At 43.5% G+C, this 16,720-nt stretch carries 19 protein-coding genes; 12 read left to right on the forward strand and 7 right to left on the reverse strand.

Annotation, left to right across the window (positions count from 1 at the left end; genetic code table 11):
• Nucleotides 1–13: 13 nt before the first annotated feature.
• Nucleotides 14–325, reverse strand: a complete 312-nt coding sequence (gene rplU, locus IEY18_RS02125) for a 50S ribosomal protein L21 (protein WP_188917318.1) — start codon at nucleotides 323–325, stop codon at nucleotides 14–16.
• A gap of 278 nt (nucleotides 326–603) precedes the next feature.
• On the opposite strand from rplU, the gene ispB reads away from it, so the two are divergent.
• Entirely contained in the window at nucleotides 604–1,575 is a 972-nt protein-coding gene (gene ispB, locus IEY18_RS02130) for an octaprenyl diphosphate synthase (RefSeq protein WP_188917885.1), read from the forward strand.
• Nucleotides 1,576–1,760: 185 nt separating this feature from the next.
• Here ispB and ung read toward each other — a convergent pair whose 3' ends face one another.
• On the reverse strand, nucleotides 1,761–2,426 hold the full coding sequence (gene ung / locus IEY18_RS02135) for a uracil-DNA glycosylase (protein ID WP_373290708.1): 666 nt from the start codon (nucleotides 2,424–2,426) through the stop codon (nucleotides 1,761–1,763).
• A 226-nt stretch (nucleotides 2,427–2,652) separates the two neighbouring features.
• On the opposite strand from ung, the gene IEY18_RS02140 reads away from it, so the two are divergent.
• Nucleotides 2,653–2,931, forward strand: a complete 279-nt coding sequence (locus tag IEY18_RS02140; RefSeq protein ID WP_188917322.1) for a DUF3144 domain-containing protein — start codon at nucleotides 2,653–2,655, stop codon at nucleotides 2,929–2,931.
• An 85-nt stretch (nucleotides 2,932–3,016) separates the two neighbouring features.
• On the opposite strand, the gene IEY18_RS02145 is transcribed toward IEY18_RS02140, so the two are convergent.
• Complete coding sequence (locus tag IEY18_RS02145; protein WP_188917324.1) at nucleotides 3,017–3,631, reverse strand: LysE family translocator; 615 nt, start codon at nucleotides 3,629–3,631, stop codon at nucleotides 3,017–3,019.
• 108 nt (nucleotides 3,632–3,739) lie between these two features.
• Between IEY18_RS02145 and IEY18_RS02150 the strand changes: the two genes are divergently transcribed.
• Together IEY18_RS02150 and IEY18_RS02155 are read left to right on the forward strand one after the other, a co-directional pair.
• Nucleotides 3,740–4,144 (forward strand): SMI1/KNR4 family protein, encoded by a 405-nt coding sequence (locus IEY18_RS02150; protein WP_188917326.1) that lies wholly within the window; start codon nucleotides 3,740–3,742, stop codon nucleotides 4,142–4,144.
• 18 nt (nucleotides 4,145–4,162) lie between these two features.
• Nucleotides 4,163–4,663 carry a DUF4447 family protein gene (locus tag IEY18_RS02155; protein WP_188917328.1) on the forward strand — a complete coding sequence of 167 codons (501 nt, stop codon included), beginning with the start codon at nucleotides 4,163–4,165 and terminating at the stop codon, nucleotides 4,661–4,663.
• 237 nt (nucleotides 4,664–4,900) lie between these two features.
• Here IEY18_RS02155 and IEY18_RS02160 read toward each other — a convergent pair whose 3' ends face one another.
• A complete protein-coding gene (locus IEY18_RS02160) occupies nucleotides 4,901–5,521 on the reverse strand; it encodes a glutathione S-transferase family protein (protein ID WP_188917330.1) in 621 nt (206 codons plus the stop codon).
• 258 nt (nucleotides 5,522–5,779) lie between these two features.
• On the opposite strand from IEY18_RS02160, the gene IEY18_RS02165 reads away from it, so the two are divergent.
• Nucleotides 5,780–6,244 carry a YehS family protein gene (locus IEY18_RS02165; protein ID WP_188917332.1) on the forward strand — a complete coding sequence of 155 codons (465 nt, stop codon included), beginning with the start codon at nucleotides 5,780–5,782 and terminating at the stop codon, nucleotides 6,242–6,244.
• A gap of 174 nt (nucleotides 6,245–6,418) precedes the next feature.
• On the forward strand, nucleotides 6,419–8,107 hold the full coding sequence (locus tag IEY18_RS02170; RefSeq protein ID WP_188917334.1) for an NAD-dependent malic enzyme: 1,689 nt from the start codon (nucleotides 6,419–6,421) through the stop codon (nucleotides 8,105–8,107).
• Nucleotides 8,108–8,357: 250 nt separating this feature from the next.
• Here IEY18_RS02170 and IEY18_RS02175 read toward each other — a convergent pair whose 3' ends face one another.
• Entirely contained in the window at nucleotides 8,358–8,795 is a 438-nt protein-coding gene (locus IEY18_RS02175; RefSeq protein ID WP_188917336.1) for a DUF3069 domain-containing protein, read from the reverse strand.
• A 218-nt stretch (nucleotides 8,796–9,013) separates the two neighbouring features.
• On the opposite strand from IEY18_RS02175, the gene IEY18_RS02180 reads away from it, so the two are divergent.
• The 6 genes from IEY18_RS02180 (at nucleotide 9,014) to IEY18_RS02205 (ending at nucleotide 15,240) form a co-directional block, all read left to right on the forward strand.
• Nucleotides 9,014–10,801 carry an aminopeptidase P family protein gene (locus IEY18_RS02180; protein WP_188917338.1) on the forward strand — a complete coding sequence of 596 codons (1,788 nt, stop codon included), beginning with the start codon at nucleotides 9,014–9,016 and terminating at the stop codon, nucleotides 10,799–10,801.
• Nucleotides 10,802–11,042: 241 nt separating this feature from the next.
• Entirely contained in the window at nucleotides 11,043–12,338 is a 1,296-nt protein-coding gene (locus IEY18_RS02185) for a DEAD/DEAH box helicase (RefSeq protein WP_188917340.1), read from the forward strand.
• Nucleotides 12,339–12,381: 43 nt separating this feature from the next.
• A complete protein-coding gene (locus IEY18_RS02190) occupies nucleotides 12,382–12,600 on the forward strand; it encodes a hypothetical protein (protein ID WP_188917342.1) in 219 nt (72 codons plus the stop codon).
• A 163-nt stretch (nucleotides 12,601–12,763) separates the two neighbouring features.
• A complete protein-coding gene (locus IEY18_RS02195) occupies nucleotides 12,764–13,423 on the forward strand; it encodes a peroxiredoxin-like family protein (RefSeq protein ID WP_188917344.1) in 660 nt (219 codons plus the stop codon).
• 118 nt (nucleotides 13,424–13,541) lie between these two features.
• The gene (locus IEY18_RS02200; protein ID WP_188917346.1) at nucleotides 13,542–14,189 is read left to right on the forward strand and encodes a DUF2913 family protein; all 648 of its coding nucleotides are present in this window, start codon (nucleotides 13,542–13,544) and stop codon (nucleotides 14,187–14,189) included.
• Nucleotides 14,190–14,412: 223 nt separating this feature from the next.
• Nucleotides 14,413–15,240 (forward strand): substrate-binding periplasmic protein, encoded by an 828-nt coding sequence (locus tag IEY18_RS02205; protein WP_188917348.1) that lies wholly within the window; start codon nucleotides 14,413–14,415, stop codon nucleotides 15,238–15,240.
• Between the two features lie 82 nt (nucleotides 15,241–15,322).
• Here IEY18_RS02205 and IEY18_RS02210 read toward each other — a convergent pair whose 3' ends face one another.
• Both IEY18_RS02210 and IEY18_RS02215 read right to left on the reverse strand, forming a co-directional pair.
• Entirely contained in the window at nucleotides 15,323–15,952 is a 630-nt protein-coding gene (locus IEY18_RS02210) for an OB-fold-containig protein (RefSeq protein ID WP_188917350.1), read from the reverse strand.
• 121 nt (nucleotides 15,953–16,073) lie between these two features.
• Nucleotides 16,074–16,631 carry a DsrE family protein gene (locus IEY18_RS02215; protein ID WP_188917352.1) on the reverse strand — a complete coding sequence of 186 codons (558 nt, stop codon included), beginning with the start codon at nucleotides 16,629–16,631 and terminating at the stop codon, nucleotides 16,074–16,076.
• Nucleotides 16,632–16,720 lie beyond the last annotated feature (89 nt).

Below are 16,720 nucleotides of genomic sequence, written 5' to 3' on the forward strand. Positions count from 1 at the left end.
TTAGACTCCTAAATTATGCGCTAATCGCAGTGATTTTAACTTCAGTGAACCACTGACGGTGGCCCATTTTTTTCTCGTGGTGCTTACGACGGTTGAACTTTTGAATCGTTACTTTCTCACCGCGACCGTGGCTTACCACTTCAGCAACAACTTTGCCGCCATCAACTAGAGGTGCGCCAACTTTAACGTCATCACCTTTAGCAACCAATAGGACTTGGTCAAATTCAACAGTTTCACCTGTTGCTACTTCTAATTTCTCTAAACGTACTGTATGGCCTTCAGCAACACGGTGTTGCTTACCGCCACTTTGAAAAACAGCGTACATAGCTATTTTACTCCGAATTTCTAACACTCCGTCTCACCTTTGGTGGCGGGTGTCACAAAAAATTTATTGACAATGGGCGCGGATTTTACGCTATGAATCTATAACTGACAAGCCTTAATTAACAAAGATCAAAAAAAGATTGGAATAACTCCCACAATCCCTCTACGCGAGCTGTCATGTGTAAGATTTTTAGGTAAAATCCGGTTTAATACGTCTATTATACGCCCAAAATTAATTAAGAGCTAACGTTTCCTATGCCCAATCAATCAGAGCCAACCATGGATTTGAACACCATTCGTGAGTTAGCTGAAAGCGATATGCAAGCCGTCAATCAGTTAATCTATAAACAGTTAGAGTCCGATGTAGCACTGATCAACCAGTTAGGCTTCTACATTATCAATGGTGGTGGTAAGCGAATGCGTCCACTGCTATCCATTCTTGCAGCAAGAGCCATTAACTGCGAAGGCGATAAACATCTAAAACTCGCCGCTATTATTGAGTTTATTCATACGGCGTCACTACTTCATGATGATGTAGTTGACGAATCTACGCTTCGCAGAGGACGTGAAACTGCAAATGCATTATTTGGCAATAGCGCCAGTGTGCTGGTTGGAGACTTCTTATATACCCGCTCATTTCAAATGATGACTGAGCTGGAAAACATGAAAGTCTTGACGGTTCTCGCAGATGCTACCAATGTGCTTGCTGAAGGTGAAGTTCTCCAGCTCATGAATTGCAATGATCCAGATACCACAGAAGAAAGCTACATGCGGGTGATTTACTGTAAAACAGCAAAACTTTTTGAAGCCGCAACCCGACTTGCTGGTTTTTTAGGCGGCTGCAGTGCCGACTATGAAAACGCATTGGCTGATTACGGTAAATATCTAGGGACAGCATTTCAGTTAACCGATGACCTACTCGATTATACCGCTGAAACGGAAGATCTAGGTAAAAACATTGGCGATGATCTCGCCGAAGGCAAACCAACCTTGCCGTTAATTTTTGCAATAGCAAATGGTAAGCCTGAAGAGCAAGCCCTGATCCGCCAAGCCATTGAGCAAGGTGATGGCAGCAACGAAATAGAAAGAATTGTCAATGCATTAACCGACTGTGGTGCACTCGAATATACGCATAAACGAGCCCTTGAAGAAGCAGATAAAGCAATTCAAGCTATCTCGGTTTTACCAGAGTCTGATTATAAGGCCGCGTTAATTTCGCTCGCGAATATTGCAGTCGAGCGCAGCCATTAGTCGATAATGATTCACTAAAACATGGTGTAACTGGGTCAGACTTATCAGATAGCAGCCCTACCAAATCATGAATGCACATTTAAAAAGCCACCTTGTTAAGCACGGTGGCTTTTATATTGAGCGTCATATGAAATAGTCAGCAAACTTAATCCATGGCATCACACTCGATTGACTGAATGCGCACGCTACACCTGCCAATTAATTTCCATGTAACCTGATTGCTTCAATAGCTGGTTCACTTTGGAGAAATGCCGACAACCAAAGAAACCGCGGTAGGCAGATAAAGGAGAAGGATGAGGCCCGACTAATGCGTGATGCTTATCTTTATCTAAAGCACGTGCTTTTTTCTGCGCATGGCTTCCCCAAAGTACAAAAACAATAGGTCGTTCTTGTGCAGATAACAGCTCAACAACATGGTCGGTAAATGTTTCCCAGCCTGCTTTTGCATGCGAATGAGCTTTCCCTTGCTCAACCGTCAACACGGTATTTAGCATCAGCACTCCCTGCTTTGCCCAACTGGCAAGGTTTCCATGTGAAGGGATCTCAAAGCCATCAATATCAGTGGCTAATTCTTTGTAGATGTTCACCAAAGACGGTGGCACTTTGACATCCGCTTGAACTGAAAAACACAAACCATGGGCTTGATCGGGACCATGATATGGGTCTTGGCCAAGGATAACTACTTTCACTTGATCAAGAGGCGTCAAATCAAACGCAGCATAAACATCTTGTTCTGCCGGGAATATATTTTTTTCACTTCGTCGCTCGCCAGCGATAAAGCGTTCTAAATCAATAAAGTAATCCTGTTGACGCTCTCGAGCAATAAACTGTGACCAATCTTCTACCATCATTTTTGTCATCAATTCCAATTCGTTTAATCAGATCTTACCTTGATTTCCTGTTAGTGAACATCCACAAACCGCCAAGGGCGCATGCCTATAAATGCGGACGTAAAATGCTTCTTTAATTACCGGTATAATTCCTAAGATATAGATCGCATTTGTCAAATAACTTAAGACTTTAGGTAAGCCTTTGGGCTAGAATCTTTTCACATCAATAAAAATAGAGCGAACCAACATGTCAGATCAACAAGAAACCACTATCTACCACATTGCTGATAAATTCATTGCTTTAGCAAATGAAATTAGTCAGCAAGAAAACGATGTCAGCAAAGTCGGCACCGCACTGCGCTTTGCGGCGGCGCGTTTTAACGCTTTTGAAGCGGCAATAAAATCAGCGGATCTTAAAGCAGAAAAAGAAAATGCACTAGAGTGGTTTACCGCTGAATATAAAGACATGCTCAATGACAACCTAGATGATCATATTGAAAACCCACCGAAGCCAGCTGGGGAATAAATTTGATAATAAAGCCACCGCATCGGTGGCTTTTTCATTTTTACAAGGCGCAATATTGCAACCTCTTTAGCCCGAGGGCTAAAAATTACAACGTCACTACGACCCGCAATGCAAGTGCTATTAATACGATACCCGAAAGTGTGTCAATTAATGAGGCTTTCTCTCGCAATCGATTTAGCACATTCGGGTGCGAAAGCATCACGGCAATAACGGTGTACCATAATCCATCAATCACGAGAGGGGTCGTTACAATGAGGCCTTTGCCCACAAAGCTGTCCGCGCTCCCAACAAACTGACTAAACAATGCTAAGAAAAACAGCATTATTTTGGGGTTGAATATAGAAATAGCAAATCCATCTCTTGCCGCAACCCATAGGCTTGTCTTTTCACCGGCAGCGAGTTTCTGCTGCATCCCACCTTTAGCACGTAATGCTTGAAAGCCAATCCAAGCCAGATACAAAGCACCGGTCAATGTAATAGCCTGAAAGACGGTAGGAGCCTGTTGCAACACAACAGCCAACCCCAGCAGAGTCACTAAAGCATATATACCAATGCCCATCGCATGGGCCCAAGCACAAATGACGCCATGCAAGCGACTACCGCCAAGCGAGTGCCGAACAATCATAGCAAGACTCGGCCCAGGAGACATCGCTCCTAAACAACATATCGCTAATAAACTTAACCAAGCACTCCAACTCATAACTCTGCAAGACCCCATAACATTGAAGCGTCAATATACCTGAATGATTCGCAAAGGTATGCTAGTTCTTATATAATCCCGCGACGATTCAACAACCTCCATACACCCATGAATGAAGTCATTGATCAGCTGCAATCCCTAAGTGAATCGGTGCCAGTTCCCTTAGAACTTCCAAGTTTTGAGCAACTTGTTGAAGTTGAAGAGCAAATCCTTATTCCTTTACCTGTAGATCTTAAGGAATACCTATTACATGGTTCCAATGTCATATATGGCACATTAGAACCTGTAACGGTCTCTGATCCTGGCTCACACACCTACCTGGCAGAAGTTGCTAGCTACGCTTGGTCAATTGGCCTCCCCCGAGAAATGGTCGCAATATGCCAGGTCGGTGATAGTTTTTACTGCATGGATCAAGAAGGCCAAGTTCATCTTTGGCAGGATGGCGATTACCAAGACGAGCCTTGGGAGTCAATTTGGCAATGGATTGAACACGTTTGGCTGCAAAACGATTAAAGAAGGCGAAGAAGAGAAATGACAAAGAAAAATAGTTTAAACGCCATTGAAGTGCAATGTTTACGGGTTTCGCTTGGCCTAAATCAAGCGCAAGTTGCTCAAATTACCAAAGCGACAGAAGAAGATGTGCAAGCTTGGGAAACGGGTGAACAGCTCATCCCTGAAGTCGCTCAAAAAAAGCTGCTAGAGATTGACGACATCATAGAAATGCAAGTTCTTAATACTTGTGACGGGATTGAGTCTCTATTCAAAAGTGAGCCCAAAAGGCGACTTAGCTTTGTCGTGTACCCAACCCAAGCGATATACACACAATACAATCCAGAGTTTATTAGCTCGTTACCATTTACTGAGCTTTATAACACGTCAACTTGGCGCATTAAGAAAGAGTGTAAATTAGTACTTGAAGTGGACGTTACCCTCGTTAGTTTTGATGTCGACTCATACAAAGCGTTTCGTGAGCAAGAAGGATTAGGTGAAAGTAGAGAAAACAGAGCAAAATGGGCCGCGACCCAAATATAAGCCAATCGACATCTCAGCATAAAAAGACGATTGTGAACTAACGTATGCAAAGCGGTGTAAATATGAGTAAAACGCTCAGTTGCGATAAAGATTACATCGTGTCCTACACCAATTAACCGCGATAATATTCAAGAGGGCAACACTCAAAAAGTGTTGCCCTCTTGGTAAAAAGATAAAGTTACCGCTCAAGACTCCCGACTATCGACGCGCTTTAATAGAGCAATGTTTGCAGCAAACTTAATCGTTCGCGGCTTTTAACTCTTTTTCTAATGCGCGCTCAAAAGCGGGGCGCTGACAAACAAATTCCAAATAGTCATTTAGTTTTTCAGGGAGCTCTAGCTTCGCCCGTCCCGCCCACATCAATGTTTGCCCGAGTAGTATATCAACGACAGAAAACTCACCCAAAGCGTAACCTTGGGCAGGCAACCAATCATTGGCAACCGTGACTGCTTTTTCAAATTCCCATTTCGCCACTAGCAGCATATTCTTTTGCCTAAGCTCTTCAGGTAAAGCAAATTTGTGCTTACCCATTGTCCATAATGGCTGCTCTAGTTCACAAGTAATAAAACTCAGCCATTGCAGCAATTGAGCAGACTCCTTAGTTCCCGGTCGTGGCATTAAGTGCCCGCCATACTTTGCAGCCAGGTACTGCACGATCGCGACAGACTCGGTGAGAACTAATTTATCTTCAACCAAAACAGGAATTTTGCCACTTGCATTTAGTGCTAAAAACGTCTCACTACAATTTTCACCTTTGGAAAAATCAACGAAATGATAAGCCCAATTCAGCCCTAATTCTTCAAGTATCCAAGAGACTCGTAGTGAGCGACTACGAGGGACGCCATATAAAGTGATCATAGATAGTCCTTATGTGATCGATGGAGAACAAGCCTTTGCTTTTACGCAACTAATCTGCCATCTATTATCATCGCTTAGCAAATTTGTTCTATGACCATTTAGTCGATCACCTATTCATACAGCCCTATATAGACAACTGACACATTAAGTCGCAATGACGGACAAGCACTTCACCATTAAAATTCCCCGCATTGAAGTGACTTTCAGGTATAATCCGGCCTTAATTCACTAAAAAGCGCCGCCGCGCCAGAGAAAGACATGACTAACAACGATATTTTGCGCCGACTGCGCTTTGTGTTTGATTTCAATAACGCCAAAATGATCCGCATGTTTGCGAAAGTAAAACACGAAATGCCGCAAGAGGTTCTCATCGACCTTCTCAAGAAAGATGACGAAGAAGGCTTTGTTGAATGTGATGATAAAACACTGTGCATGTTTTTAGATGGACTCATCATTTCCAAGCGAGGACTAAAGCCAGGCGCAGAAATTCCGGAACCTGCCACTCGAATCAACAACAACATGATCTTCAAGAAGCTGCGTGTTGCACTTGAACTTAAAGAAGGCGATATCCTTGCATTACTCGACTCTGTTGATATGGCGATGTCAAAATCAGAATTGAGTGCGTTATTTCGCAATCCACAACATAAGAATTTTAAAATATGTGGCGATCAGGTTCTACGCTACTTTATTAAAGCACTTTCTCTTCAGCATCGCGGTAAGTAACACAAACCGCATTGATGATGCCTATATAAAACGCAGCAAACGCTGCGTTTTTTTATGCATTCGATAAAAATCCATTAACTCCCCAAGGTAGCCATACATGAAAGGTCACATTTTGTGTTAATCTTGAATCAAAATCATTTCTCTTTAAAATTGCATGCGATCTAAGGTTGTTCAATGAACGATAGCAAACGCCCACTCTATTTGCCCTTTGCTGGCCCCGCCATTCTAGAAGCACCACTCATTAACAAAGGCAGTGCATTCACCGAAGAAGAACGTGTGTTTTTCAACCTTGAGGGATTGCTGCCCAGTGTTATTGAAACGATTGAAGAGCAAGCATCGAGGGCTTATGCGCAATTTAAGCATTACACCAATGATTTAGAAAAACATATCTATTTGCGCAATATTCAAGATACCAACGAGACACTTTTCCATCGCCTGATCCAAAATCATATTAGTGAAATGATGCCAATCATTTACACCCCGACCGTCGGTTCAGCATGTGAGCGTTTTTCCAAAGATTATCGTCGCAACCGCGGCTTATTTATCTCCTATGAGAATAAAGACAGAATCGAGGATATTCTCAATAATTCAACCCAGCACAAAGTCAAAATTATTGTTGTGACCGATGGAGAACGCATCTTAGGTCTAGGCGATCAAGGAATTGGTGGCATGGGGATCCCAATAGGTAAGCTTTCTTTATATACCAGTTGTGGTGGCATCAGCCCAGCTTACACCTTACCCATTACACTGGATGTGGGCACAGATAACCCATCGCTACTTGAAGATCCTATGTATATGGGATGGCGTCACCAAAGAATTGGAGGCGACGAATATAAAGCGTTTGTAGAATCCTTTATGGAAGCCGTACATCAACGCTGGCCAGAGGCACTCATCCAATTCGAGGATTTCGCACAAAAAAATGCAATGCCGATCCTCGAAAGCTACAAAGATAAATATTGCTGTTTTAACGATGATATTCAAGGCACCGCAGCAGTAACCGTTGGCTCATTATTAGCGGCTTGTACAGCGGCAAATACCAAGCTTAGTGAGCAACGCGTCGTCTTTTTAGGCGCAGGTTCTGCGGGCTGTGGGATAGCGGAAGCTATTATTGCACAAATGGTGTCTGAGGGGATTGATGACCGCCAAGCTCGGGCTCAAGTCTTTATGGTCGATCGCTGGGGGTTGTTGCAAGACAATATGCCTAACTTACTTAGCTTCCAGACCAAACTCGCGCACAAACGTGATGATATTGCCCATTGGCAAAATTACAGCGAGACTCTTTCGCTACTCGATGTAGTCAATAACGCCAAGCCGACGGTACTCATTGGTGTTTCTGGTGCCCCAGGGCTCTTTAGTGAAGAGATCATTAAAGCGATGCACCAGCATTGTAAGCGTCCAATCGTCTTTCCACTCTCCAATCCAACTAGCCGAGTGGAAGCGACACCGAAAGATATTCTTCACTGGACACAAGGACAGGCACTCGTCGCAACCGGTAGTCCTTTTGAGCCTGTAGTGGTGGGGGATCAAACCTTTGAAATCGCGCAGTGTAATAACAGCTACATATTTCCTGGGATTGGTCTTGGCGTACTTTCTGTCGCTGCGTCACGCGTGAGTGATGCGATGTTAATGGCGTCGAGTCGAGCACTTGCAGAGTGTTCCCCTCTTGCACAAGAAGGACATGGGCCTTTGCTTCCTGCACTTGAAAATATTCATGATGTTAGTCGGCATATTGCGTTCGCAGTAGCCAAAGCAGCCGTTGCTGAAGGGCTCGCGGTTCAAGCAACTGACGACTTTATTATGCAAGCGATTGAAGATAATTTTTGGCTACCTGAATATCGACAATACAAACGCACCTCATTCTGACCGCACAAAACATCATGGGGCAAAAATCAATCGAGTGCCCCTATGAACAGGGCGCCGTGGTGGTTAATAGGGACTCAGTAATCCACTCGACAGACTTGCTGAATTTCTTCGCGGCAAGATAGCAAATCGTTATCCAATACCATGTGAAAGAAAGCCCAGTCATTTGACTGGGCTTTTTGACTCTGTGATGACCACTCAGAATTGACTGAATATTGTCACGAGCATCTTCTCAAAAGAAGACTTTCACACGTTAATCACGATGAATAACATCAAGCATACTGTTAAGTAATACTCTGTCAGTCCGCGCTTTTTTTAATTTTTTTGCACTTTCTTTTAACGATGTTTCAGCAAGTCGAGTAAAAATATCATTGTACTCATGCTCTTGAATCGCGTCATCGGAATCCGCTAACTCAGCAATATCTTGTGCAACCCGACTGAGTTGCAACCAAGCATTTGCAATATAGAATCCGTGAAAGTCGACTTTTTCCACTAACTTAGTCGCACTTGCAGGTAAGCTCGTCCAAACCTTTTCAAATTTCTGTTCTTCGTCAGCAAGTAACTCTTCAAATAGATTCGCATAGGCCTCAACCAAGCTTTCAGGTAAAGAGTCCATTGGCAGAACCATACTGGTGACATTTAGTGCCACTTTTTCAGCTCGCAGCTTATATTCAGCTTGTTCAGTGTTCATGACTATTCTCTGTTATTTTAACTGTAGCGGAGTATACCAGCGTGATCTTGTGCCTCAAAGTGCATTTCCTTTTGGCAGTATAAACCTCACAATACGACAGCATCACCTCTCCAAATTGACGAAAGCCTTGCTCCTCCCCGCAACACCCTGCGATAATCCCGCACCATAATAATCAATCCAAACTAGAACTAACTTCTAGCCAATTATTGGAGTCCGCTATGCTGCAATCTATTCACGAGCGTTTACAGGCTGTTCGCCATGAAATGCAACGTCAAAACGTCGATGCTTTTATCATCCCAAGAGCTGATGAGTATTTGGGTGAATACGTTCCCGCTCATAATGAAAGATTGCTATGGATCAGTGAGTTTACCGGTTCTGCGGGGATGGTAATTGTCTTAAAAGACGGTGCAGCCATATTTGTTGACGGTCGCTATACAGTCCAAGTGCGCCAGCAAGTCGATGGACAGCTTTTTGAGTATTTAAGCCTTGTTGACACACCTCAAATCGCTTGGCTCATAGAAAAGTTGGGAACTGGCACCAAAGTTGGTTACGACTCGCGACTTCATACATTGGCTTGGCAGCAACACGCGTCTAAGCGACTCACTGCCGCAGGTATCGAGTTAACCGCTCTTGAACAAAACCCGGTCGACTTGAGTTGGCAAAATAGACCCCAAGCACCCACTGCAAGTGCCATGCTTTTTGATGAGTCATTAGCAGGACAATCAAGTTTTGATAAACGACATGCGGTTGCCCGCTCTGTGGCAGATCTAGGCGCAGACGTAGCATTAGTTACCGCGCTCGATTCAATTTGCTGGCTACTGAATATTCGTGGCCAAGATGTTCCGTGTTTGCCTGTTATTTTAGGGACAGCTCTATTACACGCCAATGGTGATTTAGAGTTTTTCACCAACTTGGATAAGCTGCCTGCAGATATTCATGCTCATGTGGGCACAGGGGTAACATTTGCTAACGAAGAGGAGCTCACTGCGGCATTAACGGCTTTGAAAGGCAAATCTTTGTTAGCTGACCCAGCAACGGCAAACGCTTGGAGCCAGTTACTTGCTCAATCGGCAGGTGCAAGCCTCATTGCCGCTGCCGATCCGGTGGCATTACCGAAAGCACAAAAAAATCAAGCAGAGCTCACTGGTATGAAAGCCTGCCATATTCGTGATGGTGTCGCCGTAACGCGCTTTCTTGCATGGCTTGACCAAGAAGTTGAAGCCAATCGATTGTATGACGAAGCCGAACTAGCTGAGAAACTTGAAAGCTTCCGTAAACTTGATTCGAAATATCAACAGCCCAGTTTTGATACCATCTCAGCAACTGGCGCAAATGCGGCAATGTGTCACTACAACCATAACAACGGCATACCGGCAAAGATGCAACGCAATAGTCTATATTTGGTAGACTCTGGTGCCCAGTATATAGATGGCACCACCGATGTAACTCGTACCATAGCAATTGGCAACGTCACTGCCGAACATCGAAAAATGGTCACTTTAGTGCTTAAAGGACATATTGCTGTAGACCAAGCTAAATTCCCAAAAGGGACTACTGGACAACAACTCGATGCATTCGCTCGCCAATATCTATGGCAATACGGCTATGACTATGATCATGGAACTGGGCATGGCGTCGGACACTTTTTGAGTGTGCACGAAGGGCCACAACGCATCGCGAAGAATAGCAATGATGTACCACTGCTGCCCGGTATGGTGGTCTCCAATGAACCCGGCTATTACCGCGCTGACGAGTTTGGTATTCGTCTCGAAAACCTAATTAGCGTAAAACCGTGCCTAGAACTGGCTGGTATCGAACGTGAGATGTTGATGTTTGAATCGATGACACTTATTCCGATGGATACTCGACTGATAGAAAAAAGTTTGCTGACCCAACAAGAGGTGGATTGGCTAAATCAATACCACGCTGAAGTATTACTACAGCTCTCACCATTTATGGATGCATCAGAGCTTATTTGGCTCAAACAAGCGACTGCAGCACTGTAACCCTAAGTCGGTGGCTTGTTGTTGCAAGCCGCCTTCTCTTGTTTATCAATTCTTCTTTCCTTCATAGAACCACATGCTTTAGGCATCAGCCCTAATTTTCCATTGCCAAAACTAGGTGAATTGTGTACAAAATTTGCTATACTCCGCCACCGCCTTGGGTAGGGTTGGGGCTGTCGTCGGTCGGTTCTTTACCCTCAAAGCAAAGTAAACTCTATATTTTAAGTTGAATAGGATCATCAATATGAAATTTGAATCTTTCAGTTTCGCTCCCGAAATTATACGTGCAGTGACTGAATGTGGTTACCAAACGATGACTCCGGTTCAACGTCAAGCAATCCCTGCGATTCGCCGCGGTCAAGACGTTCTAGCCAGTGCACAAACCGGAACCGGTAAAACAGCGGCATTCGCTTTACCTATTTTGCAAAAAATTGCAGATAACCCTAAGGCTAGGCAACACTCAAATGCGCGGGCTTTGATTTTAGCGCCAACACGAGAGCTTGCGGCACAAGTTGCGGATAATTTTGCGACGTACGGCCAATACATGGACATCGACGTATTAACCATTTTTGGTGGAATAAAATCAGCCTCTCAAGCACAAAAGCTGAAGCAAGGCACAGACATCATTGTAGCAACGCCAGGACGTCTCCTTGAACATGTCATAGCATGTAACTTAAGCCTCTCTCAAATTGAGTTTTTAGTGCTTGATGAAGCCGACCGCATGTTAGACATGGGCTTTATCTCTGACATCCAAAAGATCCTGCAAGCCGTCAATAAAGATCGTCAAAATATGCTGTTTTCAGCAACTTTCTCAAGCGCAGTGAAGCAGCTTGCGAACGAAATGTTGAACAAACCAAAGCTTATCAATGCAGATAAACAAAACACCACAGCAAGCACGATTAGCCAAGTGGTTTATCCGGTAGAGCAACGCCGGAAAAGCGAATTATTATCTGAACTCATCGGCAAGAAAAATTGGCAGCAAGTACTGGTATTTACTGCAACTCGCGGTGCTGCTGATGAAGTTGTAAAAGAGTTGAATCTCGATGGCATTCCTGCCGCCGTTGTCCACTCAGAAAAAGCTCAAGGCACGCGAAGAAGAGCGCTACGAGAATTTAAGGAAGGAAAAGTTAGAGCCTTAGTCGCAACTGAAGTAGCCGCTCGAGGTTTAGATATTGAAGATTTAGAATATGTTGTCAATTATGATCTTCCATTCCTTGCTGAAGACTATGTTCATCGAATTGGACGGACAGGCCGTGCTGGCAAAACCGGAGTGGCAATTTCATTTGTAAGCCGTGAAGAAGAGCGAACGTTAAAAGATATTGAAAAACTCATCGGCCAAAAGATTAAGCGAATTAGTGTGCCAGGCTACGAAGTAAGTAGCCGCGATTTACTCATTAAGCAACTTCAAAAACGTCGTAGCTTTGCCAAAAAGCAGGCTCGAACAGACAATGCTGGCGCTCAAATGATCGCCGAGAAAAACATGCAAGGCCGCCGAGTCAAAGTGAAAAGTGGCGCCAGCAAGGCCAAAAAGATTAAATAAAACCAAATTTCTATATTCATAATAACGCCGATAATTGCCATAAATGGCTGCAAAAGGTGAGCCGCTAGAGATTAGCGGCTCAGTCGACACGCCTTTTTTCATTAAACACCAGCAGTCATCACTTCTGTTGTCGTCCAGCTTATACGACTGTATTCAAGTATTGGCGCTTATCGAGCAAGACAACAAAGAAACAAATCTCGGAACCAACTCAGGTCAACAGAGCCCAGCCGCTTCTCCTTATAAAAAAGACAGCATCACGTGACCTATGACGGCATCTAGCCCCATATTTTCCATTTTTAACTCAAAGCACTAGCAGCAAGCATCAACAGGTTTTGTCATTTATATTTTTTATTTCAGCAATTATTGAAATAAAAAATCCAAGTCGGCGGTCTGATCGTCAAACCAACAATAAGGAATAAAAAGAGATGAATTTTTTCTCCCTAAAACGGAATGTGACCCGCCTATTTTTAACGTTAACCGGATTGCTTTTTTTAGTTTCCACCCAAGCAAATGCAACGAATATTGCACCAAGCGAAGATCAATTAACGCCGCTTTTGAACGGCCATCAGATCCCCGCAACAATGCTAAAGGACATTGACGGCAAGCCTGTTAACTTAGCAAAATTAATCCAAAAAAAGCCAACGGTGTTTTTCTTCTATCGCGGCGGATGGTGCCCATTTTGTAACTCACAAATGGGACAACTTAAAGCCATTGAACCCAAACTCATTGACATGGGATTTCAATTAGTCGGCATTTCTCCTGATACACCAGAAAAACTAAAAGCTTCCATGAACGACAACGAAATAAGCTATACCTTGTTATCTGATGCCAACTTACAAGCTGCACAGGACTTCGGTATTGCGTTTTACACGAGTGAAAAAGTGACTCAACGGTATATGTCCAAGTTAAATTTGGATAATCCTTTGTGGACAACACCTACAGGCGATAAACGACTCGTTCTTCCTATTCCAGCGATCTATATTGCAGACAAAAAAGGGTTAATTCAGTTTCAGTATTTAAATCCAAACTTCCGCGTTCGAGCGGCACCAGAACTCATCATTACAGCTGCGAGCCTTGTGAAATAACTCGCTCTGCTCTGTATGTACTCACGAAGGCATCTAAAGAAAGTTATGGATGCCTTCGTGTCAATCAATGTTAGAATGACGCCGCTTTGAATCATGAAACCTATGTAGCGGACTGTAGATGACAACCTATAACCAAGCCATTTTAAACTTAGCACAAGCGGCACTAGCCGACCTTAATGCTTCTGTAACGAGTCATAAAACCCCAAAAACGGCCATTGCTCATAGCCATTTTCTTTGTAACTGGATGGTCAAATCTAGCAAAAACAAACGTTTCTCCAAGCTCGTTGCTGATGATCTAAAAGCATGGATTCGCGCAGCGAGAAGCCAAGGTGCTGGGGCGGCACTACCGGACACCATGAGAAGAATTAACTATTGGTATTCAAAGTGCACCGATAAAAAACAACTCGGCAATCAACTTCATCAGCTCCTAACAGCGCTCGAGACCCAAGGTTGGATGGTCATCAGCGATACCCATTTACAAGAGAAGCTCAAATTAGAAAGCGATGGTCAATCCAGCATCCTTGTATGTGCAGAACAGTACAGCAAACATATTCAAGATGGGGAACTTATCAAGCCTATTCAGCTCTATGTTCGCGCCCCTCAACAAGATCTACTTGAACTCTCTAGTCAGTATGATTTGCTTCTCAGTCAGCCAAACAAGAAAAGTAGCCTAATTAAACACCACGTTACCTATATACTTTACCCCAATAACCAACATCCCCAGCTGACACTTTTACCTGAAGTCACCCCAACTGTAGATGGATAATTAAAAGGCCGGCATTGACCGGCCGCAGCAAATTCTCAAAATTTGTTCAATCCCCCAGAAAGCCCGCAATACTTTCAGTTTCTAGAGCATGCATAAAAATAGCCTCCTGAACCCCATTTAGATTATTCTTGGCACGAGCTCTACCCGATGTTGACAGCCAGCGATGAAGCACTATCCTCAAAATATGCTGTTAAAGTGTGTTCAATATATCCAAAGGAGTTGGTTGCAAAGTTGGTATAAGGAATTACGACAAATCTGCTTATTAACATTGGGCTTTCAATGTTGTAATTGCGTGAGTGCCGCAGAGAGAAAAACACTTGTCGCCAACACCTTAGAATATCCCCCTTATGAATACACCAATGATCATGGTCACGCTTCCGGACTAGCAATAGAGATTATTGATGAGGTCTTTAAGCAGATAGACAACTACAACATACGATACGAGTTTTACCCATGGAAAAGAGCGGTACTTCATACGCAACGGGGAGAAGCAGACATACTCTTTAATGCGGGGGTGAGCGACGCCAGAAAGCTATGGGGAAATTACGCAAACTCGGTACTTATCAATCAAACTTATGTTTTGTTTAAGCGCCAAGATAGTAACATCGCATTCAAGCCAGACTTTAGTGGTTTTCATCAGTATTCAATTGCGATTAAACGCGGATATTTGTACGGAACAGGCCCCTTTAGGCAAGCACTTGATACTGGGAAATTTGGCGCGATTTCTATCTCAAGCTCTACCCAGCAGAGCGTTAAAAAATTACTCCATCGCCGTGTTGATTTATTTGTCGGTGACTACACACCAACAATGTATGCAATACGCCGCGCAAAACTCGAGTCAGTCATCGATATCGTGCAAGACGATACAGGCAATGCCGTTGTGTTGACCTGGCCAACTTATTTACTGTTTTCAAAACAAACCGTACCAATTGAATTAGTGCAACAAGTAACGCAAGTGTTAGATGAAATGAAACAATCGGGTCGTTATCAACAAATCGTTGAGCGCTATACACAAGGAATTAGCATGCCTCAAGATGCGGCTCCTCACTAATTGACAAAAGATCAGTGCTGATGGTTGTATCTCACCAAAAATCTGCAGTCATCGAGTTGAATAGCCTAAGAATTTAGCCATATCAATAGTTAAACTGGGTTGCCGACCAAACTCTTCCATGATTCCGCAACAAGACAACTTGAGAGCCTTCTTTAAACTCAACGCCCTCAATATCCGGTTCAACCAATACATAATGGCGGGATTGATAGCTATCTTTTACAACAGCTTCACCCGGGTTACCTTTCATCGCGCAACCTAAAGTAATCGTTCCTAAACAGCCACTCAAGTCTTCATTTTTGAGGTTATGCAACGGTCTTTTCACCACATATTTAGCCAAAAGCACCCCCAAATAGCGACAACTAATACAGGCGATAACCATAGCAATCGGCATCGTGAAAACTTCTGGGATATAAATGGAATGATAGAAAATGCTCGCAAGGTTTAAACTGTAGCCAGCGATGCAAAAACTGATAACTGCAAGTAAAAACCAAATCACTAAAGGGAGCTTATCTAAACTTAACCACTCCATTAAACTGTGCTTGTTGCCCTCTGCAAGATCTTGGTCCATCCCCCACGGTGCCCACGTATCAACGACATTTGAAAGACTTATACCGGCAAAGAGTGCAACAATTTCGAAAATGGCAAACGTAATGACAAGGGCGAGACAAATCGCATAGGGCAAGTTTGGTTGGGCCACCAAAAACGCAAACATACTTCTTCTCCATGTATTATTTTCATCCTTTAGATCAATGGTTCCGTCCAACGACCTTGGTGACAGCATAACAAGCTGAGAACAATTTCCAAGCTTTCAGTTCACAAATCCATGCTTACATTCAGAAAGGATTCAGACTAAATCCATCGGCAGCCAATATCGCGTGCGCTGTCATCGCAGAAAGAGCCATCTCTACGCCTTCAACTAAATCGCTCGCTTCGACATCATAATACGCAGCGGTTTGACCACATACGTATATTTGAACCCCGTGCTTGATTAGAGTTCGGACCAAATCAATATTCGCAGAAGTTGTGCCGGGTTGATTTTGTGTATAAAAACTTTGCTTGGTAACATCTTGTACCGCCTTACCGTGAACAACTAAAGCTAAATTCATTCTCGATACCGACACGCCAGTATTCGCGTGCATATTTAGAAATCGAGCTAGTTTCACTAAATGGCGATTTAAGCTGCCTGGTGTTGACTGCTCACTCATGTCAAATGCAACTTTAAACTGCATTTCATCAGGAATCACTTGAGTCGTATTCACGCGGGCTACTTTTCCATATTTCGGAATAAGCTCTCCCGCATGAAACTCACTTGGCCCCGCTTGCACTTCGCTTTGATAGACTCCCCCGATCACCAACAACACACTCAGAATGAATACCTTTATTTTAATCATATAGCCTCCCTTACTTATTTTCTGTCATGAGCCACAAAGCTTTCCCCTTAGAACTCAATAAACAATCTTCACACTAAAGCTCCAATATC

Origin of the sequence: Shewanella gelidii (assembly GCF_014647855.1) — a bacterium.
GTDB lineage: Bacteria > Pseudomonadota > Gammaproteobacteria > Enterobacterales > Shewanellaceae > Shewanella > Shewanella gelidii.

Coding starts and splice junctions, on each gene's coding strand:
- IEY18_RS02195 (WP_188917344.1), top strand. CDS start 12,764: ATGAATTTTTTCTCCCTAAAACGGAATGTGACCCGCCTATTTTTAACG.
- IEY18_RS02140 (WP_188917322.1), top strand. CDS start 2,653: ATGTCAGATCAACAAGAAACCACTATCTACCACATTGCTGATAAATTC.
- IEY18_RS02165 (WP_188917332.1), top strand. CDS start 5,780: ATGACTAACAACGATATTTTGCGCCGACTGCGCTTTGTGTTTGATTTC.
- IEY18_RS02210 (WP_188917350.1), bottom strand. CDS start 15,952: ATGTTTGCGTTTTTGGTGGCCCAACCAAACTTGCCCTATGCGATTTGT.
- IEY18_RS02215 (WP_188917352.1), bottom strand. CDS start 16,631: ATGATTAAAATAAAGGTATTCATTCTGAGTGTGTTGTTGGTGATCGGG.
- IEY18_RS02190 (WP_188917342.1), top strand. CDS start 12,382: ATGGCTGCAAAAGGTGAGCCGCTAGAGATTAGCGGCTCAGTCGACACG.
- IEY18_RS02160 (WP_188917330.1), bottom strand. CDS start 5,521: ATGATCACTTTATATGGCGTCCCTCGTAGTCGCTCACTACGAGTCTCT.
- ispB (WP_188917885.1), top strand. CDS start 604: ATGGATTTGAACACCATTCGTGAGTTAGCTGAAAGCGATATGCAAGCC.
- IEY18_RS02200 (WP_188917346.1), top strand. CDS start 13,542: ATGACAACCTATAACCAAGCCATTTTAAACTTAGCACAAGCGGCACTA.
- IEY18_RS02180 (WP_188917338.1), top strand. CDS start 9,014: ATGCTGCAATCTATTCACGAGCGTTTACAGGCTGTTCGCCATGAAATG.
- IEY18_RS02155 (WP_188917328.1), top strand. CDS start 4,163: ATGACAAAGAAAAATAGTTTAAACGCCATTGAAGTGCAATGTTTACGG.
- rplU (WP_188917318.1), bottom strand. CDS start 325: ATGTACGCTGTTTTTCAAAGTGGCGGTAAGCAACACCGTGTTGCTGAA.
- IEY18_RS02145 (WP_188917324.1), bottom strand. CDS start 3,631: ATGAGTTGGAGTGCTTGGTTAAGTTTATTAGCGATATGTTGTTTAGGA.
- IEY18_RS02150 (WP_188917326.1), top strand. CDS start 3,740: ATGAATGAAGTCATTGATCAGCTGCAATCCCTAAGTGAATCGGTGCCA.
- IEY18_RS02185 (WP_188917340.1), top strand. CDS start 11,043: ATGAAATTTGAATCTTTCAGTTTCGCTCCCGAAATTATACGTGCAGTG.
- IEY18_RS02170 (WP_188917334.1), top strand. CDS start 6,419: ATGAACGATAGCAAACGCCCACTCTATTTGCCCTTTGCTGGCCCCGCC.
- ung (WP_373290708.1), bottom strand. CDS start 2,426: ATGATGGTAGAAGATTGGTCACAGTTTATTGCTCGAGAGCGTCAACAG.
- IEY18_RS02175 (WP_188917336.1), bottom strand. CDS start 8,795: ATGAACACTGAACAAGCTGAATATAAGCTGCGAGCTGAAAAAGTGGCA.